A 20878-nucleotide genomic window follows, 5' to 3' on the forward strand; every position below is an offset into this window, starting at 1 on the left:
CTCCGACGTTGTTCAATATTTGAAGCTTGCCTGCAGCAGGACTTCCCGGCCGCGCGCCACGACTCCGCGCTGCTCGCCCTGCGTGAGTGGAATGCTAGTGCCGCCGGTGCGATCACCCGCAAACAGCAGATAGTACTTGTTCGTCAGATTGCGACCAATCAGCGACATCTGCCACCGGCCGTCGGTCGGCCCGACGCGGGCGCTCGCGTTGAACCGCCAGAAGTCGTTCTGCTTGGAGGCGGGCGCAAAGGAGTCGCTCGCGAAGTATGCGGAGTTATAGAAGGTATCGCCGGTCACCCCGACTTCGAAATCATTGCTGGCCGGGATGGTCAGCTCGAAGCCCGCATTGCCGGTTAGGTCGGGCGAACGCGCTGGGGCTCGGCCGTCGAGCACCTGTTGCAGGATCGGCGTCCCTGCCGCGGTCAAAGTCCGCGTACCCGTCGCGTTGGTCACAAACGAACATCCGGACGGTGCAGCGGCGGTAAGCGCAACGGCCGCTGGAATCGTGTAGCCGTAGCACTGGCCGGTGTAATCGCGGAACCGGTTGTGCACGTATGCAACCGCGGCATGCAGTCGCAGCATCCGTGTGGCGTCGAAATTGGCCTCAAGCTCGCCACCACGCTGGCGTACCTGTCCGGCGTTGCTGATCTGGAATCGTATCGTGCTGGCGTCGTATTGCGTGACCTGCAGATTGCTAAAGTTGTATGCGAAGGCTGATGCAGTCAGTCGCAGCCGCCGGTCAAACAGCTCACCCTTGGCGCCCGCCTCAAAGCCTTTCACCGTTTCCGAATCGAAGTCGATGTCGGCGAGCGTCGTGTTGGTCTGGATCGGGCTAGTGATCCCGAACCCGCCCGATTTGAAACCGGTCTTGTAAGCGATGTACAGCGTCGAGTTGGCCACCGGATGGTAGGACAACGTCGCCTCGGGCGAAATGTTGTCATCCTTGAAGGTCCCGGCGAGGATACCGGGAGTCTGGTCGGTCGAACTTGCGAACACGGTTGCGGCAGTATTAAACCGGCCCAGCGCCGAGTTTATGCCATAAAGGTTCTGGTTCCGCGTCTTCTTCTTCTCCGACGTGTAACGTGCGCCTGCGGCAAGTTCGAGCTTAGGCACAATCAGCCAAGTTGCCTGGCCGAACACCGAATAGGTGCGGCCGGTCAGGTACGCGTCCTTCTCGTACGTCTCGATCCTATCGTTGAGCGGATTGTAGCTGATGTCGGCGCGAAAATTGGTGTCGTTGTACAGTTCGTCGCGGGTGTCGCCGTAATACGCGCCGACGAGGAAGTTGACCGGCCCGTCAAGCTTGGTCAGCAGGCGGAATTCCTGGCTAAAGCTAGCGTAGCTGGTGTCTTCGTACGTGGTCAGCGCGTTGTCGACGGTGTGCGTCAGGCCCGATACGCTGCGATACCGGTTGTAGATTCGGCCGGTCAGCGACGACAGGTTGAAGTCATCGGTATCGTATTTAAGCACCAGCGACGCCGTGTACGCCTTATTCAGCCCGCGCGAGCGGTTGTCACCATCTAGCGCGGGAATGCGGTTGGCGATCGCGGGGACGATGTTGCTGAAGCTGGTCTGGTTGTCGGCGCGGCAATCGCCGAACGGATCGGCGACCCCGAACGACCGTGGCCGGTCGCCCGTGCACGGACCGATATTCTGTGAGAACGAGCCGCCGCCCTGATCATGCGCGATCAGCCCGAACAGTTTTGCGCTTGCCGAAAATGCACTGGTCGGATTGTACTCGAGCGTCACGCGACCCATCGTCTCGTCGTCCCCGACCCTGCGACCCGGTGCGCCGGGTAGCGTTCCGGTCGACGCGGGCAGTGCGGCCGGAAAGAACGGGTTCGGCGCGACTTGCGCGTTGTTGTAGAGCCAGCCCTTCGCATCACGGTGCTTGATCGCCACGCGGCCGCCAAGTGTCTCGGTGATCGGGCCGGAGACATGCGCTTCGCCCGACACTTCGTCGGCGACGAATTCATAACCGACGCGTCCGCCGACCTCGAAGCGATCGGTCGGTCCTGCGGTGGTGATCGAGATGACGCCGGCCGGGCTGTTCTTACCGAAGAACAGCGCCTGCGGGCCCTTCAGCACTTCGACCTGCTGGATGTCAAAGAATCCGAGTGTCGCAACGCGCCCGGAGGACGACTGGATGCCGTCGATCGCAACCGAGACGGGCTGTTCATACCCAACCTGCGTCGGCGGCGAGCTGATCCCGCGGATCGCGATCGAACCGCCACCGATCGTGCGATAATTGCTGACGATCACGGTTGGGGTTAGTTCGCCGATCTTGGTAAGGTCGGTGGCGTTGTATTTGTTGATTTCTGCGGCCGACAGCACGGACACGGCGACGGGCACGTCGAGCAACCCTTCCTTCCGGAGACGCGCGGTGACAACGATGTCTGCGTCGCTGGCGACCGGGGCGGCATCCGTGGCCTGCTCAAGCGGCGTGGGGTTGCCTGGCGGGACGGCGACTGAAGCGGCGGGGGGGACCGGAGTGCCCTGAGCGGGTGCGAGCTGCGCGAGCGCGGTCCCCGCTATCAATGCTGAAGAACAGACGGCGGCAAGCGCGCCGATCCGGACCGAACGATATGAACGCACCTTCATGCCATCCTCCTCCTGTGTCGCGGTATGATTATCCGGCCGACCTCCAGTTTTGGATGGTCTGCCGAAGCCGCTGTGGTGGTCGGTGAGGGAACCTCCCCCCCGACATGTCGAAAGCTAGGCGCGCCTTCCGTCGACTGTCAACAGAAACGTTGACAATAACTGGGGTGATCGGTTGGAGGCGTAATTACGCAACATCAAACAGGTCGTGCTGACAAACAGAAGCGCGCGTTACACTTTTTCAGCGGCTCGTTCTGCCTTCCGACGAGTAGGGGACAGAGCAGTTAATCCACGCAGGCGTTGACGATATCTGCAACCCAAGCGGCTCAGGAATCGAGTATCGCCACCGCGCGTGTCCATCCGCCCGATGCCGCACGAATCTTTACGGGGAAGCAGGCGATCGTGAACCCGGTTGCCGGCAAGCTCTCCAAGTTGTGCAATTTCTCGATATGGCAGTAGCCGATGTCGCGCCCGGCCTTGTGACCCTGCCAGATCAGTCCTGCGTCACCGCTCTTCGCATATTCAGCCGCGGTATGGATGAACGGCGCGTCCCAACTCCAGCCGTCGGTGCCGGTCACGCGCACGCCGCGCTCCGTCAGGTACAGCGTCGCGTCGCGTCCCATGCCACAGCCCGAAGCGACATAATCGTCGTATCCGAACCGGTCGCCCGCGCTGGTGTTGACGACGACGATCTCCAGCGGGGACAGCGTATGTTCGATCCGCGCCAGTTCCGCCTCGACGTCCTCAGCGGTCGCAACGTAGCCGTCGGAGAAATGCCGAAAGTCGAGTTTGACGCCGGGCTGGAAGCACCAATCGAGCGGTACCTCGTCGATCGTGATCGCGCGCTTGCCGCCATCTCCAATCTTGGCATCCATGGTGGACGCATAGTGATACGGCGCATCGAGGTGCGTTCCATTGTGCGTGGTGAGCGCAACGCGTTCGATTGCCCAGGCCTCGCCGGCGGGAAGGTCGTCTGCTGCCAAACCCGGAAAAAAGCCGAGCAACCCCGGGACCGACGCCTTGTGATCGATGTATTCTATACTCGGGCCGTAGCCGGGCGGATCGGAGATCACGTCGTTCTCGAGGAACACCGATAGGTCGATGATCGTGCGTGCCATGCTCAGAACTCCACCCGGTCGCCACCCTTGAGGCCGAGCATCGCGCGCGCCTCGCTCGGCGTGGCAGGTTCATGCCCCATCTCGTGCAGAATGCGGACGATCTTCGCTACCTGCTGCGCGTTCGAGACCGCCAGTTCGCCGCGTTCAATGAAGAGGCTGTCCTCCAGCCCGACGCGGACATGCCCACCCATCAGCGCGGCCTGGGTCAGGAACGGCATCTGGTGCCTGCCCGCCGCCAGCACCGACCATTGATACGAGTCGCGCCCAAACAGCCGGTCCGCAGTCGCCTTCATGAACATCAGATTTTCGAGATCGGGACCTATCCCGCCCAGAATGCCGAAGATCATCTGGATGAAGAACGGCGGCTCGACGATCCCCGCAGCGACGAAATGCGCGAGGTTGTAGAGGTGGCCGACGTCGTAGCATTCATGCTCGAACTTGGTGCCGCCCTCGCGCATCGTCGTAATGATCCGGTCGATGTCGCGGAAGGTGTTGCGGAAGATATAGTCGTCGGAGTTGAGGACATAGTCCTTTTCCCACGCGTGCTTCCAGTCGGTGATTCGCCGCCCCGCGCCGTGGAACGCGAAGTTGATGCTGCCCATGTTGAGCGAGCACATCTCCGGCTTGAACCGCGTCGCCGCCGCCAGCCGATCGTCGAGCGGCATCGTCGCCGAGCCACCCGTGGTCAGGTTGACGACCGCATCGGTACGCTGGCGGATCACCGGCAGGAATTGCGCGTAGACGTCCGGATCGCCGGTCGGCTGTCCCGTCTCGGGCACGCGCGCATGGAGATGCAGGATCGCAGCGCCCGCCTCTGCGGCAGCTATCGCCTGGTTGGCGATTTCCTCGGGCGTGATCGGCAGCGCGTACGACATGCTCGGCGTATGCGCGCCGCCCGTCACCGCGCACGTGATGATGATCTTGGCCATGTTACCCTTTCCGCTCGCGTTGCAGGGCGAGCAGATGACGATGGAGCCCGAGCCGGTCGCCGGATACCTGCGCGCGTGAAACCGTGCCGTCGGCCACGTCGAAAATCGCCGCCAATCTGAGGATGACCGGCTCTCCGATCAATGCCCGGTCGATGTCGACGAACCCGCCCGCATAGCGTCCGTGGCTTTCGACATGCGCGGCCGCGCGGGGGCCGGCGGTGAACATGTGGGAGATCGTTAGCGTATCGATCTCGACCAACGCGGCGAAGTCCGGTCCGTCGACTAGCACGGGCTCGACTGCGGCAGCCCTTAACATTCCAGGCAACCAATCGCGCACAATCGCCTCGGTTGCGGGATCGGGCGGCAGTACCGGCTGATCCCACGGCGCGAGAGCAGGGGCGGCAACCGCGTCGGGCAGGCCGCTCTTCAACTGACGCTTGCGGGCGAAGTAATCCTCCTCCGCCCAGCCATGCGACAACCGCTCGCCAGCTAGACGGAATACCGTGATCCCGCGCCATGCTGCGACGCGACCGTCGTCGCGCACCGATGCGCCGTGCTCGGTAAAGCGCATCGCCACACCGTCGACGCCGAGGATCGTGTCGTGGACCGTTACCGTCAGTCCCGGAAACTGATCGAGTTGTGCCGCGGTTGCGGGAAGATACTGGTCGTCGCGCCCGTCGAACACGTGGCCACCGATCGACAGCTTATAGGCCGGGTCCATCACCCATTCGACAGCTTGCGGATCGTGCGAGGTCAAAAAATCGACTGCGAACCCGCGTAGTGCGCGTGCCTGGGGGGACAACGTCATGCCACAATTTCCGACCGCGCGCGGTCGAGCGTGCGCAGATCCTTTTTCAGTATTTTCCCGGACGCGTTCTGCGGCAGTGCACCGACGAAGCGAACCGAGGTCGGGCATTTGTAATGCGCCAGATGCTCGCGCGTGTAGGCGATCATCGCCGCCTCGTCCGGGTCTGCACCGATCCGCGGCACCACGTACGCCCTCGGGGTCTCGCCCCATTTTGCGTGCGGCACGCCGATCACAGCGACCTGGCCGACATCCGGGTGCGCGCCGAGGACGTTCTCGATCTCGGTCGGATAAACGTTCTCTCCACCTGACACGATCATGTCCTTGTAGCGATCGTGGATGAAGACGAACCCTTCGCCGTCGCAATAGGCGGCATCGCCGGTCCTGAGCCAGCCATCGGGCGTGACCGCCGCAGCCGTCTCGGCAGGTTTCCGCCAATAGCCGATCATCACCATCCCCGACCGGATCCGGACCTCGCCGACCTCGCCGGGTGCGACGCGCACCTCGGTGTCCGGATCAACCAGTTGCAACTCGACCCACGGCAAGGGCCGGCCGCACGACCGCAACCGCTCGGGCGTCGGTCCATCGGGATCATGCTCGTGCGGCGGCAGGCTTATGACGGTCCCGGCGGTCTCGGTCGCGCCATAGGCATGGCTGAACTCGCAGCCGAACAGCGCGATCGCGCGGCGCAGCAACGGTTCGCCGATCGGGGCCGCACCGTAGAGAATGCGTTGCAGTCCCTGAGGCGCGATGCCGCCTGTGTCGACATGGTCGACCAGCCTTTGCACCACGGTCGGGACGAAGAATGTGTGCGTCACCCCGTGCCGGTCGATCGTCGCCGCCACACTGGCCGGGTCGAGCTTTTCGAGCAGCACGGTATGCCCGCCCTGACTGAGCGCCATCATGCCGTAGCCGATCCCGCCGATATGGAAGAGCGGCATCGCCACGAGATTGACGCTGTCAGCGGTGAACGCCCATACCTCGCGTGCCATCCGCTCGACATAAGACAGGTTGGTCTGGCTGATCAGTACGCCTTTCGGCACCCCCGTGGTCCCCGACGTATAGAGGAGCAGGGTAGCCGCATCGGGATTGACCGTAATCTTCGGTGGCACATCGGACGCTGCGTCGCGCAACGCATCGAACGCCGTCAGATCGATCGTCTCGACCGCTACGCCGGTAAGGCGATCGGCCAGTACATCCTGCACCAGCACAAGCTGTGGTTCGCCATCCGCAATGATCGCCGCGATCTCGCCCGCCGCCAGTCGCCAGTTCAGCGGCATCATGATCGCGCCGATCTTCGCGCATGCGTAGGCAAGCTCGTAGAACACGCACGCCGCATGCGAAAGCAGCGCCACCCGGTCCCCCGCACCCACGCCGCGCTCGCGCAGCACGTTGGCCAACTGCGTACTGCGTCGATCGATATCCGCGAACGTCAGCAGCTCGTCGTCAAACGCGAGGCACTTCGCGTCCGGTGTCTCGGCCGCGAAATGCTGCATCAGCGTCAGCAGGGTCGGTTGCATCGTTCGCCCCTCAGTAGCTTTTCGGCAGGCCAAGGCTGTGTTGCGCAACGTGGTTCAGGATCATCTCGCGACTGACGGGCGCGGTCTTGTGCAACCGGGCGATAAACCACAGGTCGGCAAGCCCGTACTCGTAGCTCAGCCCATTGCCGCCATGCGTCTGGATCGCCTGGTCGAGTGCTTTCAGCGACGCCTCGGCGCCGGCGAACTTTGCCATGTTCGCGGCTTCGGCAGCATCCTCGCCCTGGTCGTACAGCTGCGCTGCACGCGCATTCAGCAGGCGCGCCGCCTGGACGTTGATATATGCCTCGGCGAGGGGGTGCGCGACGCCCTGGTGCTGGCCGATCGGTGTCTTCCACACACTGCGATCGCGCGCGTACTGCGCCGCCTTGTCGAGCGCAAACCGCGAAATGCCGTTGTTGATCGCCGCTGCTGCTACCCGCTCAGGGTTCAGTCCGACGAACACCTGTTTCAGGCCCGCACCGCGCGTGCCGATCAGCATCGATGCGTCGAGCTGGATGTCGTCGTAAAAAGTCGTGAACTGCTTCTCGGGCGTCATCACCGCGGCATCGATCGGCTGGTAGCTGAGCCCCGGTGCGCTGGTCGGCAGCAGGAACAACGACAGTGCTGAGCGCCCGTCGCCCGTCTCCATCTCCGGATCGCGGGCGACGATCATCACCGCGTCCGACACGTCGATTCCCGACGTCCAGTATTTAGAGCCGTTGAGCACGAACCCGTCGCCGTTGGACACGATACCAGTCTTCACCTTGTGCGTGTTGGAGCCCGCATCCGGCTCGGTGATCGCGAAGCAGATCTTCTTGGTACCGTTGGCGATGCCCGGCAGCCATTCGGCCTTCATCTCGGGCGAACCATGCGCAGCGATGATCGGCGCCGTGATCGAATTGATGACCAGCGAAAGCAACGGGCATCCCTGCGCAGCACACTCCTCGATCACGACGTTATAGTCGCCGATCCCGCCGCCGCTGCCGCCATGCTCTTCTGAGATGTGCACGCCGAGAAACCCGGCCTCGCCCAGCGCACGCCAGAGTTCGACTGGTTCTTCACCGCTCTTGACGCATTGCTGATAATATTTGCGGCCGAACTTGCCGACCAGCTTGGCGACGCTTTCGCGCAGTTCGCGGTGGTGATCGGCGGTGTCGACTAGGGGGGAGAAGAACATTGGTTGAGCGGACATGCGGTGCGTTCCTTGTGGATCTTATGGAATGTCAGGCGGGCCAGTCGAAGAAACCGTGCCCAGATTTTGCGCCGAGCCGGCCCTCGGCGACCATTTTCGCAAGCATAGCTGGCGGTGCGAAGCGTGGCCCGTGCGCTGCCTCCAGCGCGCGTGCGACCTCCAGCCGAACGTCGAGGCCGACGATATCGCTCAGCCGCAACGGGCCGACCGGGTGGCGATAGGCGAGCACTGCGGCGCGATCGATATCGTCCGCGCTGGCGACGCCGTCCTCGAGCATCCGTATCGCTTCCAGAGACGCCGCGAAGTCGAGCCGGCTAGTCGCGAACCCCGGTACGTCGCGCACCGTGATCGTCTCTTTGCCGATCGCCTTGCCGAATGTACGGGCCTGCGCGAGCGCGTCCGAAGAGGTGGCGGCGCCCTGCACGATCTCGAGAAGCTTGATCGACCAGACCGGATTGAAGAAATGCAGCCCGAGGAACGTCGACGGATCCCGTACGCTTTCGGCCAGCACGTCGATCGACATCGCGCTGGTGTTGGTGGCGAGTAACTGGGGGGACTTGGCGGACGCGCTGGAGAGGACGTCACGCTTGAGATCCAGCCGCTCGGGTACGGATTCGACGATCAGCGCCAGGCCTTCGGGAATCGCCTTCATCGTCTCGACGCGAACGACGCGGGCGGCGGTAGCTTCGGCTGCATCGGCGTCCAGCTTGCCACGCGACACTGCCCCCGCCAGCGTGGTCTCGACCGTTCGCGCCATAATCGCAGCGCGCGTCGCGTCTGGTTCGACGACGTGGACCCTTCGTCCGGCCAACGCTGCAACATAGGCGATACCCACGCCCATCGTGCCGCCGCCGATCACTGCGATATCGTCCGTCACGTCACATCCTCTCTTCCGTTGCAGCGGATTTGCGATTGTGGGTCATTCGCCGAGCCAGACCGGCGCGCGTTTGTCCGCAAAGGCCCGCGCGCCCTCTTGTGCATCGGCGGAAGCGAGCACGGTCTCGACCATGTCGCGTTGCAGGTCCCACCGTCGATCAAGCGGCCAGTCGGGCGACGCGGCCATGATCCGCTTGCTCGCCATCACCGACAGCGGTGCGTTCGCGGCAATCTCGTTCGCCAGCGCCAGAGCGGCTTCCAGCGCACTACCGGGCAGCGCGAGCCGGTTAACCAAGCCCCAGCGGTGCGCAGTGGCGGCGTCCATTCGCGCGCCGGTCAGCGCATATTCGAGCGCGATCGCTGGCGGGATGCGCTCGCGTAGCCGCACCAGCCCGCCCGATCCCGCGACCAGCCCACGCGAGACCTCCGGCAACCCGAACATCGCGGTGTCGCCTGCGACGATCAGGTCGCACGCGAGCGCCAACTCGCACCCTCCCGCCAGCGCGTAGCCTTCGACGGCAGCGATCAATGGTTTTGCGGGCGGTTTTTCGGTGACGCCGGCAAACCCGCGACCTTCGAGTTCCGGTCGTTCGCCGTCGACGAACGCCTTCAGGTCCATTCCCGAACAGAAATTTCCGCCCATGCCGGTGACGATTCCAACGCGTAACGTCGGATCCGCATCCAGCACGTCGAGCGCCTCGGCCAGAGCCAGCGAAACGGCGCGATTGACCGCGTTGCGCTGCGCCGGCCGATCGATCGTCATCACCAGCACCGCGGCGCGGCGTTCGACCACCACGCTCATGCCGACACCCGTTTACGGGTCACGTGGTAGTCGTCTAGGTCTGCCGTATCGGTCATCCGCCACATGTCGAGGATGCGGAACGGGTTGTTGACGACGATCCGCCCCTTTGAATTGCGGACATAGCCATCGACGCCGGGATAGGTCCAGACGAGCCCGGCATGCGTCTCGTCGACCTTTGCGTTGTACGCGTCGTGGACATCCTGCCGCACATCGATCGTCGCGATCCCCTTTGCGAACATCTGGCGGAGCAAGGACATGACGTAGTGCATCTGCCGTTCGAGCACCGAGATCAGGCTTCCGCCATGCCCGTATTGCGTGTTCGGTCCGTACAGGCAGAAGAAGTTCGGGTAGCCCGGCACCGTTGTCCCGAGATACGCGCGCGCATCGTCGCCATCCCAGTCGCCATGCAGGTCGCGTCCGTCCAAGCCGACGACGCGCATCGGTGCCAGCAGGTTGACCACGTCGAACCCTGTCGCCCAGATGATTGCATCCGCCTCATGTGTCGTCCCGTCGCTGGTCACGATGGCGTGCGGTAGGACCTCGGTCACTGCACCGTTGACGTACTCGACATGCGGTTGGGCGAGCATCCGGTACCAGCCATTGTCGAGCAGCATGCGCTTGCCGAACGGAGGGTAAGACGGGATCATGTCGGGCAGTAGGTCCTGCCGCTCGCCCAGTTGCGCCGTCATATAAGCGGTCAGCCCGCGACGGTGGGAGTCGTTGACCGCGTTGATCGATTTGCCTTGGCCGTCCCAGTCAGGATCTTGCCGTAACGCCTCATACTGTTTGTCGTTGAACGCCCAGCTCAGTCGCAATCGGTACCAGAGCCGGTACAGCGGCATCGTCTGCATCAGATGCTGCAACGCTTCTGGGATCGCCTGCTTGAACTTCGGGAACGGCGCGACCCATTGAGGCGTACGGTTTACCACCGTCAACGACACGACACTGTCGACGATTGCCGGCCCGACTTGCATTGCGCTCGCGCCGTTGCCGACCAGCACGACCTTCTTGCCGGCGAGCTCGATCCCGTCCTCAGGGTAGCGTGCGGTATGCACGCTCGGCCCTTCGAACCGGTCCATTCCGGGAATGTCGGGCAATCGCGGCTTGTTGAACGCGCCCACGCCACTGAGGATCATGCTCGCGGTCAGCGTTTCCGAATTGCCATCGGCATCGATCACGTCGGCTTGCCACTCGCCCGCGTCTGCATCCCAGCGCGCCTCGGTCACTTCAAGACCAAAGCGGATATGGCGGCGGATGTCGAAGCGGTCGGCGACATCCTGCAGATACGCGTGGATCTCACGACTTCCCGCGAAATAACGCGACCATTCATAGGGCGCATAGGAGAAGGAATAGAGGTGGCTCGGCACGTCGCAAGCTGCGCCCGGATAGCGGTTCTCGAACCAGACGCCTCCGAGGTCGGGTCGCCGCTCGAGGATGGTGTAAGGGATACCAGCCGCAGCGAATTGTACCGCGGCGCACATTCCCGAAATGCCGGCGCCGATGATCAGCGCGCGAAACCCCGGAGGCGGCGCTATATCCTGAGCGCCGTCGATTGCAGGCTGTACCTCGGTTAGTTGAAGCTCATGCCTGATCATCGCTGCGTAGCTCGCGGGGATAGTCTCACCCAACGACACGCTCATCATCTCGACCAGCAACGCGTCATCCGGATTGGCGAGGGCAGGAGGGCGTCCCTCGAACCACGCCGCGAACGCCGTCGTCGCTGCGGCTCGAATCTCGTCCTGTAGCGCGCCAGGCAGCCCGCCATCGTCGTTATCGTCCAGCCCACGCGTACGGGTCGGCACGAACCGGCCCTCGATCCATTCCCGGTCCCCGGTCAACTGCACCAGCACGCAGGCTAGCGTCGGAATGTTCGCCTGCGCGATGGCCTCTGCAAGCCAGAGGGGGGCATCCTGTCCAATTCTGTCGGCCATCGGCTCTATCTTCATTGGTGTCGCGCCGCGACGGAGCGGCATGGCACAGGTCAGAACAGGAATATGCGCACAGCCTCTTCCTCAGTCAACACTGTTGTTGACGAAAAGTTTGCGACCCATTTCGGTTATCGCGCGGTCGGCCATCGGCGTTAGCATCGGCAGACTTGCAAAGCCGTGGATCATCCCTTCGTAGCGCGTCATCGTCACCACCCCGCCGCTGGTACGAATTGCCGCGCCAAGCGCCTCGCCTTCGTCACGCAAGGGGTCGAAGGCCGCTGTGATGATGTGGGTCGGCGGCAAGCTGGCGAGATCTGCGCGCAGCAGGTCGACATCGGCCGCCAACGAACCGGCATCGCCCAGATAGGACGCCCAAGCCCAACGCATCCAATCACGCGTCAGCATGTGATCGGCCCCCAGCGTTCGCCAGGACTCGGTCTCGCACGCCGGAGCGACCACGGGATAGAACAGGCCAAGCGCGTCTATCCGGATACCTTGGCGGGCCGCGCACAATGCGGTCATGGCAGCAAGATAGCCGCCCGCGCTGTCGCCACATACCGCAAGCTTCCCGATGTCACCTGGCTCGATGCCCGCCACTCGTTGCAGGGCAGAGCGGCAATCATCGCGTGCGGCGGGAAAGGGGGCTTCGGGGGCAAGTCGATACTCGACGGCGACTACCGATGCACCGCTTGCTGCAGCCAGTGAGCGACACAGTGCGTCGTGGGTGTCGAGCGATCCAACAACGAAGCCACCGCCGTGGAAGAACAGGATCGTTCCGTGTGTTTGCGCAGTGGGGCGATAGATGCGGCGTCGGATGGCCTCGGTCTCGTCGGATCGCACCGACCAGATTGCGGGCCCTGCGACCGCCGCCATCGGCCGGTCGAGCCTTTGCCGATAATCCTTCATCGAGAGGCTTGGGGGCGGGGGGCGCAACGTTACCCTTGGATCGGCGAGCAGGGATACGAAAGTGGGATCCAGTTCGGTAGAAGCGCTCATATCAGAAGGATCACCTCTCACCGGCGCGATGTCAACGCTTGTGTTGATCCTGAGGCGGCGGTGTTTGATCTACCGCCCAGGCTGGTTCATGGAGCGACGATGGACGAAGATGATCAGGGCAAGCCCGAGGTACAGAGCGGCATCGGTCGCCGGCGCTCTGCGGCGCGTACCGATTCGAGTGCCTCCTACCAGACCAAGCGCAAGGAAATCGCGGAAGCCGCGGTGCGCGTCTTCAATCGCCTGGGGTTCGAACGGGCAAGCATTGCCGCGGTCGCTGAGGAGATGGGCGTCGACCGTGCCTCGCTCTATTATTATATCTCCTCGAAAGAGGCCCTGTTCGACGAGGTGGTTCGCACCGTAGTCGAGCGCAATTGCGCGATCGCCAAGCAGATCGAAACAAGCGATCTCTCGCCCCGCCGCAAGCTTCGCGACCTGATCACGACGCTGATGACGTCGTATGGCGACCACTACCCGCTCTTCTATATCTACATCCGCGAGAATCTGGGTCATGTCAGCGACTCTCGCTCGGCGTGGTCGAACGACATGCGTGAGATCAATCGCCTGACGACGCAGAGCATGATTGCGATCATCGAGCAGGGTTATGCCGACAAGAGCCTACGCAACGTGGGCCCATCACGGATCGTGGCCAATGGCATATTCGGTGTGATCGGCTGGACTCACCGCTGGTTCCGGCCCGATACGAGCGATGTCAGCGCGGCAGATATCGGCCGTACTTACGCGGACATGATCTTGTCGGGATTGGAAGACCCTTATCGCTGACGGCTATCCGGACTATCCGTTGCGAAGGGCCATCATGGGGTCACGGAAGCGATAATCAATCTCGACGACGATCTTATAACGAGGCTCATTGAACTACATTTTGGCGATACGTGACTGACCGCAATCCTCCCCATCACGACATTCGCGAGCGGATAGCCGGGCGTCAAAATCGGTCATTCGCAAAGATGAACCAGCGTCCGAAGTTGGGAAGTGAGGGAAGGGGCCTGAACGTCTGCTTGTGGGTCGTAACGCCAACAGGCCATTCGTTGAAGGAAGCCACCCGGCAGTCGGTCTAAGCGTCGGAGCGGACTGCTCGTTGAAACGGACGCCACTGCATATGCCCGAATAATGGCGTCACGATTAGATGCGGTACAGCGAGAGCCGCAATGCCCGCGAATAGGGGGCGAACGCCGGAAGGGTCAAAGTGTAACAAGAGAACGCCTGTTATGGTAGCGAGCTGCCCATCGTTGCACAACCGATCTGCGTACGACGTTCGAACGTTTGGGGTGCGGCATGCAGAACGAGAAAGCCCACCGAAAACCCCACGAGTGGCGGCAGAACGACAAGGGCCACAGTCCCGACCAGGAGGCGCAGGTCTTTGCGCTGACATGCTTTTACGACCAAATACGCTGCGGCTATTGCGCCGATCAACGCCATTGTCGACACCATTGCGGGCAGCACGTTTGTCGAGATGCCCCCAAGACGAAGAATATCGGTCAGGTTCGTGGCATGGAGAGTAGCGGGGGTGGCGACAAGGCTCGTTCCTCTCGCCACCCTCTCCAACGGCCGATCCGCTGGTGCATCTTCCACGCCGAAATGAACTGCCGACGCGACGAGAAAAGCCGGAAGTGCGACCGCTGGATCAATGACCCACCAACAGAGGCAAACTGCACCAACAAAGACGTATAAGGCGACGAACAAAGGGCGTTGCCGCGGCTCGACGATTGCCAAGTCGCTGGCGCCATGTGCCATGCCGATGAAACCTATCGCCACAACCGCAAAAGCTAATTGTACGGTCAACGCGCTAATGGAGGCGGCGGCTATTGCCCCTAGAAGCAGGCTCCAGCCCCAGGCTGGAGCGCGGGCGATCATGACTGATGACCGCGTTCGGTGCTATGCTGCTCCAGCGCCTTGTCCAGATTGCTTGCCGCATAGAAGGCGTAAACAACCTTGGCGACGACATCCATGATCAGAATTGCCCAGACTGATGTCGGATCCGTGATGATCTTCATTCCTTCAGGACCGATCAGGAAGACGATTGGATAGAGGAACCAGATAACCGTCAGGAAGGCGACGTTCTTATTGTATGCCGTGCCCAAGGCCATGCCCCGGCTTTTCGCCAGCATGCGTAGCGGCCCCCACAAGAGGTACAGAACGCCGAGAAAGGCGACGCATGACCACGCATACCAGACCCATTTTGCGAACGATGGGCCGGTTAGCGACGACACCAGTCCCGTAGCTATCATTAGCACGTCAAGGACGATGATGGCGGTGAGGTGGCCGCCAACCTCGCCGGTTCTACCATGCTCATGGAAGGCCAGAAGAACGAGGCTCGATAGCAGGGTTGTCACCGACCAATCGAGGTATCTTGCGAGATAGGTGACCGAGCCGTCGAGCTTGAACAGCGTACCGATGCCGAAGGCCATTGCCAGATACGCCGTAGCTGCAATGAACGGCACGCTGGCATGCAGCAGCGTATGGTGGCCGGACGGGTGACTTTTCTTCCCCGTCGCATAGATCGCCAGCGAACCCAGCGACATGATTGTGAACCCAAGTAGGAAGGCAGTCTGATCCATGCGGGATCCCCAGCACAAGGGGGCGACCCGATGCCGACCCAAATCGCATAACATGGATTGTATCGTTTTGTGTCCACGCCGGAGCAAAGTTCATCGGCTTGTCACGAAGCGCGGTCGATAGGAGACGAACGGACACWTCGTCAGTGAATTAAGCCGGCGGACTACCCTGCGCGACGCTGCGTAAGTAATCACTGGTACCGGATGCCTTCATGAGCATCGTATCGACTAGCCGTTGTCCTCTGCAGCCCCGGCGAACTGGATTGCGCGGCTTTGGTATCACGATACTGAAGCTTGGCTGATTGTGGAACGCGCGGTCGCCTGGATCGCTAAGATGGACCGCCTATCGCTCACCCACAAACTGAAAGTTCCGCATGTTCAACGGACTCGGCCTGCCGGTTTTGCTCGCCATCTTTGCCGCCTGCGCAGGTGTAATCTGGGTAGCGGGCGTGAAGCTAGCTGATACGACGGACATTCTGTCCTCGCGCCTTCACCTAGGCAAGGCGCTCGGCGGTATCATCGTACTCGCAATAGCCACCAACCTGCCCGAGGTCGCGATCACCGTCAGTGCGGCGCTGGCAGGCAATCTGGGGGTGGCGGTCGGCAATATAYTAGGCGGCATCGCCATCCAGACGGTTGTGCTCGTGGCGATGGACATCGCCATGAAGGAGCAGGTGCCTCTGACCTACCGCGCCGCCAGCCTCACGCTGGTCGTGGAGGCGGTGCTGGTCGTGGTGGTYTTGATCGTGTCGATCATGGCGACGCAGTTGCCGGGCACGCTGATTGCGGCTCGCCTGACTCCCGGGGCGGTGTTGATCGGCGTCTTGTGGGTCATCGGCGTGTGGCTTTCCAGCAAAGCCAGCAAGGGGCTGCCTTGGCAAGATACGAGCGGCACGGCTCCCGACGGGCAAAAAGAACCCAAGGGTCACTCGCAGGCAAAGAAAGATGACGCCTCCGGACAGCGCGGCGAGAGCACGATTCACGTCGCATTGGTCTTCGGCGCCGCGGCGCTTGCGACCCTGGCAGCCGGCGTACTCCTGGAGCGAAGCGGCGATGCCATAGCCGAACACATCGGCCTCAGCGGGGTCCTCTTCGGGGCAACGGTGCTTGCGGCCGCCACGTCGCTGCCCGAGCTTTCGACCGGTATCACCTCGGTACGCATGAAGGACTATCAGCTGGCCGTCAGCGACATCTTTGGTGGAAACGCCTTTCTGCCAGTGCTCTTCCTCCTAGCCGTCGTCGTCTCAGGCAAGGCGGTGCTGCCTGATGCACAGGCAAGCGACATMTATCTTGCGGGCCTTGGAGTGTTGCTGACCTGCGTTTACGCCGCAGGCCTGATTTTCCGACCCAAACGTCGAATTTGGCGCATGGGCATCGATTCCTTCGCGGTGCTTACCYTTTATGCCCTCGGCGTGGGTGGCCTGTTCGCAATATCTAGCGGTCACGGCAGTTGAGCCGCTTACTTCAAAACGCGACTTTCTGGGGTGGGAGCCAGCCTTTGAAACTAGCCGTGTTNCCCTCGGCGTGGGTGGCCTGTTCGCAATATCTAGCGGTCACGGCAGTTGAGCCGCTTACTTCAAAACGCGACTTTCTGGGGTGGGAGCCAGCCTTTGAAACTAGCCGTGTTAAACATGAACAGGTGTCCGATGTTGGGAGCAGAGAAGGAGCGCGTGTATGGCCGATTCTGGGTCTCCGCAACTGCGGGGAGCCGATCCTTCCTGGATCTCGGCTGGTGGCCGTTGGTGCTGCGCCGAGGTCCTAATCATGAGCTACAACGCCTGCGCGACTATCAAACGCCTGCGCGACTATCAGCTGCTGAAGTATGCCGGACTTCTTAGGTCATCGATTAGGGAGAGGCCGGCCGGTGCCCAGCCAAGTTCAGCTTGGGTGAGCGTGCTGCTCACTGGGTTGTCAACCGAGACGAACGGCGCCGTAAAGCCAAACTGGCGTGTGGCGTCGGCCTGCGTCCCCGAGCGCAGGGGCAGGCCCAATCGCTGGCCCATGACCTCGGCAATCTCCCGATAGGTGAGCACGTCGTTACCTACGCCGTGGTAGACGCCCCCAGGCTTTCCGTTTTCGAGCGCCAGCCTAAACAGCGAGACGGCGTCATCGATATGGACGCCGCTCCAGTGATTGGAGCCCTCACCGACATAAATAACCTCGCCGTGTTTGCGCGCTGCCAGGGCGAGCTGGGGGATTAGGCCCTTGTCGCCCGTCCCGTGTACTGCGGGCGCCAGTCTGACGATCGAGGCTCGCACTTTGTGGGACGCCCAATGCTCCACGAGTGCTTCACTGACAGAGCGGACGTAGCCAGGCGACGCCGCGTTTGGGCAGTCAGTTTCAATGGCAATGCCCCGTGCCGATGCACCCGACGCACCAGCTAAGCCCATCGTGGCGAAGGCGGTGACTAAGGGGCGCTCCGAACCGCTAAGTGCGCTCGCCAGGGTATTGAGGGCCGCATCGTTGGTTGCTGTAATGGCCTTCATCATTCTTCCCATGATGCCACCAGGCCAGCCACCAAAGATGGCACTGAGCATACGTGTACGCGGCATGTCACCCGGCAAGAAACTGTATGCCAGATGAATTACGCCGTCGGCCGCCTCAGCGCCCTGCCGCAGAACCGAAAGGTTAGTAAGGCTGCCAATGAGAGGTTGGACACCGTTCGCTCGCAGCATTTCAGCGGAGGCTTCAGATCTAGCAAGGCCCACAACTTGGTAACCGCGTTTAATGAGGTCATGCGCAATCGCAGGTCCTAGGAAACCCGTTGCGCCAGTGATGAAGACTCGCATGCAGATTACTCCTATATGTTGTTCAAGGAATTGCGTCGGCATTGCTGAAGGTTAGGTACAGCTCTGCCAGGACCATGTTGGGCAGCCAGCATGCCCAGGAAATCACGCGATAGGACAGGACCGGGTCGAGCCCGAGCTGAAAGCTAGCCGGCAGGTAGAGCCGCAGCGTTACTGCCGATAACGTCAGTGCAAACGAGCGGATCATCCAGCGCCGATGCGACGACACTCGTTGTGCGAGGATCTCCCGGACCGCAAATATGGTGGCTGCAATCCAAGCGATACCCAGCAAGCTGAAACCGGTGCCGGCGATAGGTCCTGCGGAGACGCCGGTCGCAAGCACCAGCGCAGCGGTGCCCCCGGTGACGCACCCGGCGACGTAGATTTGCCCGCACATCCGGTGAGCGGCTGTCTGGCGCCGACGAAGCACAGGCAGAAACTGCCATGGGCCAACAAAAAGTGCTGTTGCGGCCCCGGTCGCGTGAATCACAAGCCATGGGTTCACATGGGCATTGGCTGCAATTGTCACTGGAACGGGTCCCGCCTTGGCGAGATAGCGATAGGAAACAAGCGCCACAGCGCTACTCAGCATCGTCATGAACGCCCAAGACACACGTCGCACTAGAGAAGAAAGTGGTCGCGGCCTTTCCGTTCGTGGTTGGGTCCAGGACGGCAGATTGGGATCGATCATGCAAAGGCCTCGTATCTCGACACCGTCTAGGCATGAGGCGCTGGACCGACCATACTCATCCGTCCTCTAATTCATTGCGATCGTCCAAACTCATGGACCCACTTTCTGATATTCTGACGTTGATGAAACCGACTGGTTATGGCTTTCGCGGATTGAACGCGGCGGGGGATTGGGCACTTGCCTTTGAGCCCGCGCAAGGGATCCGCTGTTTTGGTATCGAGACGGGGGCCTGCCAATTGCAGGTCGCGGGCACGTCCGCACCGATATCGCTAGTCGCCGGTGACGTCGCGCTGGTGACGGTAGGGGGAGCGGTGCTCCAATCCTCCGACGCGGCGATACCAGTTGATGCGTTTGCACTGATGACGAGTGTACGAGCTGGACATATCGTCGTCCTGAACGGAGGTGGCGAATGTCGCGGGCTAGGCGGCTTCTTTGGGCTTGGCGGGGTCCAAGCCAAAACGCTGGTCGACGCCATTCCGGCGATGATCCATGTCGGTCCTGGTGCAGGCCGAGAGGCATTGCTGACCGGGATGCGACGGCTGATGGTCGAATTGAGCGATCCTCAGCCAGGCGGCGCTCTTCTGGCGGGCCACCTTGCTCAAGCACTACTGGTCGAGGCTCTGCGTGAACATCTGAAAAGCGGTCAGTCTACCAGCGGCTGGTTAGCAGCGCTTGCTCATCCCAATCTACGGCATGCCATGGCCGCGGTGCATAACGACGTCGCACGTCATTGGTCTATTAGCGACATGGCCCGGGCGGCGGGAATGTCGCGATCAAGCTTCGCCTCGCACTTTGAGAGGGTCACCGGCGCAACGCCGATGGCCTATCTGACCCGCTGGCGCATGATGCTGGCGTCCGAGCTTCTAATTAGCACCGGCATGTCGCTGCCTGCCGTTGCGTCCTCGGTAGGTTATGAATCGGAGAGCGCATTCGGAGCTGCTTTCAAGCGTATCACCGGTCATTCGCCACGCAGGGCCGGGAAGCAACCTCGCAGCTTGCTCTCCGCGACTAGGCCTTAGAACCTGAAGTTCGAACACCAAGGAGTAGGGAGGCGAGCTGGAGAATGAAATCCGGTTGGAAACCATAGTATCGTTGTCTTTTCAGATCTTGAAACGACCCGCAGTCACGCCGAAGGCTGCGCATAGGAGCGTAGTTCATCGACGATCGAATGCCGCGACGGGCGCCAACCAAGCTCGCGCACGGCGCGTTGGCCGGAGACCACCTGATCGCATGCAATCGCATCCGCGAAGCCTCCTAGCACCTGCCGAGCTTCCTCCAGTGGCCATTCCGCCAACTGGCCCCCGGCACCTGCTCCCTCGCTGGCGGCCCGGGCAATTTCGATCAGCGGAATAGCAGCGCCATGAGCCCCGTTGTAGATCGATGCGGCAGGCGCCTTCTCGAGCGCGAGCAGATAAAGGTCCGCTAGATCGTCGGCATGGACGCACGTCCAACGATTCTGGCCGTTGCCGACGTAGCGCGCAGCCCCATGCTCCTGGGCTGAGCTGAACATCATCATCGTGGTCCAAGCATGATTGCCATACACCCAGGCAGGACGGAGAATGATGCCGTGAGCGCCACCTGCAGCAGCTTCGAGAATCTCAGCTTCAAGCCTCTGGCGGAAGCGCACCATATCGAGTGGATGCAATGGGCTCTCCTCGGTCGCGGCCGTATCGCCGGTGGCACCGTACAAGAAACAGCCACTCGTATACAAAAAGCGCTTGGTCGTGCCGCGCAACGCATCAAGGATCGCTCGAACTGCGACCTGGTCATAGGCCGCACTATTCTGGTCGTTCGGCGATGCGGCGTGAACGACGGCGTCGACGCCGTGGACCGCGTTGACGATGCTATCTGCATCCTCCAGATCACCATAGGCTGCCTGATAGGCCATGTCATTCAGCTTGGCCACGCTTGCCTCCGAACGCGCGAGCCCGACGACGTCGTGCCCCGCCGTGGCCAATCGACGTGCGACCGCGCCACCGATCAATCCCGTCGCACCTGTTACCAATACACGCATGTCAGCACCTCATCACCTCTGTGCCAAGGCGTAAAGCGGAACGGCGGGCC

General features: G+C 62.0%; 18 protein-coding genes. 3 read left to right on the top strand and 15 right to left on the bottom strand.

Annotation, left to right across the window (positions count from 1 at the left end):
- Positions 1-12 precede the first annotated feature (12 nt).
- The 10 genes from ASE79_RS06665 to ASE79_RS06710 all read right to left on the bottom strand — a co-directional run bounded on the left by ASE79_RS06665 (position 13) and on the right by ASE79_RS06710 (position 12764).
- Positions 13-2601, bottom strand: a complete 2589-nt coding sequence (locus tag ASE79_RS06665) for a TonB-dependent receptor (protein ID WP_056413762.1) — start codon at positions 2599-2601, stop codon at positions 13-15.
- A gap of 323 nt (positions 2602-2924) precedes the next feature.
- A complete protein-coding gene (locus tag ASE79_RS06670; RefSeq protein ID WP_056413765.1) occupies positions 2925-3716 on the bottom strand; it encodes a cyclase family protein in 792 nt (263 codons plus the stop codon).
- 2 nt (positions 3717-3718) lie between these two features.
- On the bottom strand, positions 3719-4645 hold the full coding sequence (locus tag ASE79_RS06675; protein ID WP_056413768.1) for a 3-keto-5-aminohexanoate cleavage protein: 927 nt from the start codon (positions 4643-4645) through the stop codon (positions 3719-3721).
- A 1-nt stretch (position 4646) separates the two neighbouring features.
- On the bottom strand, positions 4647-5453 hold the full coding sequence (locus tag ASE79_RS06680) for an ester cyclase (RefSeq protein ID WP_162237008.1): 807 nt from the start codon (positions 5451-5453) through the stop codon (positions 4647-4649).
- Positions 5450-6970 carry an AMP-binding protein gene (locus tag ASE79_RS06685; RefSeq protein WP_056413773.1) on the bottom strand — a complete coding sequence of 507 codons (1521 nt, stop codon included), beginning with the start codon at positions 6968-6970 and terminating at the stop codon, positions 5450-5452. The genes ASE79_RS06680 and ASE79_RS06685 overlap by 4 nt, the downstream gene beginning before the upstream one ends.
- 10 nt (positions 6971-6980) lie before the next feature.
- Complete coding sequence (locus tag ASE79_RS06690; RefSeq protein ID WP_082445142.1) at positions 6981-8162, bottom strand: acyl-CoA dehydrogenase family protein; 1182 nt, start codon at positions 8160-8162, stop codon at positions 6981-6983.
- 31 nt (positions 8163-8193) lie between these two features.
- Positions 8194-9039, bottom strand: coding sequence for a 3-hydroxyacyl-CoA dehydrogenase family protein (locus tag ASE79_RS06695; protein ID WP_056413776.1), 846 nt, complete (start codon positions 9037-9039; stop codon positions 8194-8196).
- A 42-nt stretch (positions 9040-9081) separates the two neighbouring features.
- Positions 9082-9840 carry a crotonase/enoyl-CoA hydratase family protein gene (locus ASE79_RS06700; protein ID WP_056413781.1) on the bottom strand — a complete coding sequence of 253 codons (759 nt, stop codon included), beginning with the start codon at positions 9838-9840 and terminating at the stop codon, positions 9082-9084.
- A complete protein-coding gene (locus ASE79_RS06705; RefSeq protein WP_082445226.1) occupies positions 9837-11771 on the bottom strand; it encodes a flavin-containing monooxygenase in 1935 nt (644 codons plus the stop codon). Before ASE79_RS06705 ends, ASE79_RS06700 begins: the two co-directional genes overlap by 4 nt.
- 81 nt (positions 11772-11852) lie before the next feature.
- Positions 11853-12764 carry an alpha/beta hydrolase gene (locus tag ASE79_RS06710; protein ID WP_082445143.1) on the bottom strand — a complete coding sequence of 304 codons (912 nt, stop codon included), beginning with the start codon at positions 12762-12764 and terminating at the stop codon, positions 11853-11855.
- A gap of 99 nt (positions 12765-12863) precedes the next feature.
- Between ASE79_RS06710 and ASE79_RS06715 the strand changes: the two genes are divergently transcribed.
- Positions 12864-13544, top strand: coding sequence for a TetR/AcrR family transcriptional regulator (locus ASE79_RS06715; protein WP_056413792.1), 681 nt, complete (start codon positions 12864-12866; stop codon positions 13542-13544).
- A 444-nt stretch (positions 13545-13988) separates the two neighbouring features.
- Here the strand turns inward: ASE79_RS06715 and ASE79_RS06720 are convergent, their stop codons facing one another.
- Together ASE79_RS06720 and ASE79_RS06725 are read right to left on the bottom strand one after the other, a co-directional pair.
- On the bottom strand, positions 13989-14636 hold the full coding sequence (locus tag ASE79_RS06720; RefSeq protein ID WP_056413795.1) for a Brp/Blh family beta-carotene 15,15'-dioxygenase: 648 nt from the start codon (positions 14634-14636) through the stop codon (positions 13989-13991).
- A complete protein-coding gene (locus ASE79_RS06725) occupies positions 14633-15340 on the bottom strand; it encodes a bacteriorhodopsin (RefSeq protein WP_056413798.1) in 708 nt (235 codons plus the stop codon). The genes ASE79_RS06720 and ASE79_RS06725 overlap by 4 nt, the downstream gene beginning before the upstream one ends.
- A 371-nt stretch (positions 15341-15711) precedes the next feature.
- Here ASE79_RS06725 and ASE79_RS06730 point away from each other — a divergent pair, with 371 nt between their 5' ends.
- Entirely contained in the window at positions 15712-16791 is a 1080-nt protein-coding gene (locus tag ASE79_RS06730; protein ID WP_056413803.1) for a sodium:calcium antiporter, read from the top strand.
- 354 nt (positions 16792-17145) lie between these two features.
- On the opposite strand, the gene ASE79_RS06735 is transcribed toward ASE79_RS06730, so the two are convergent.
- Both ASE79_RS06735 and ASE79_RS06740 read right to left on the bottom strand, forming a co-directional pair.
- Entirely contained in the window at positions 17146-18126 is a 981-nt protein-coding gene (locus tag ASE79_RS06735) for an SDR family oxidoreductase (RefSeq protein ID WP_056413805.1), read from the bottom strand.
- A 22-nt stretch (positions 18127-18148) separates the two neighbouring features.
- Positions 18149-18721, bottom strand: coding sequence for a DUF2306 domain-containing protein (locus ASE79_RS06740; RefSeq protein WP_056413808.1), 573 nt, complete (start codon positions 18719-18721; stop codon positions 18149-18151).
- A 125-nt stretch (positions 18722-18846) separates the two neighbouring features.
- On the opposite strand from ASE79_RS06740, the gene ASE79_RS06745 reads away from it, so the two are divergent.
- Positions 18847-19833: an AraC family transcriptional regulator gene (locus ASE79_RS06745; protein WP_235516783.1), complete on the top strand. Its 987-nt coding sequence runs from the start codon at positions 18847-18849 to the stop codon at positions 19831-19833.
- A gap of 104 nt (positions 19834-19937) precedes the next feature.
- Here ASE79_RS06745 and ASE79_RS06750 read toward each other — a convergent pair whose 3' ends face one another.
- A complete protein-coding gene (locus tag ASE79_RS06750) occupies positions 19938-20828 on the bottom strand; it encodes an NAD-dependent epimerase/dehydratase family protein (protein WP_082445145.1) in 891 nt (296 codons plus the stop codon).
- Between the last annotated feature and the right edge of the window lie 50 nt (positions 20829-20878).

This window comes from Sphingomonas sp. Leaf28 (genome assembly GCF_001421685.1).
Lineage (GTDB): Bacteria > Pseudomonadota > Alphaproteobacteria > Sphingomonadales > Sphingomonadaceae > Sphingomonas > Sphingomonas aurantiaca.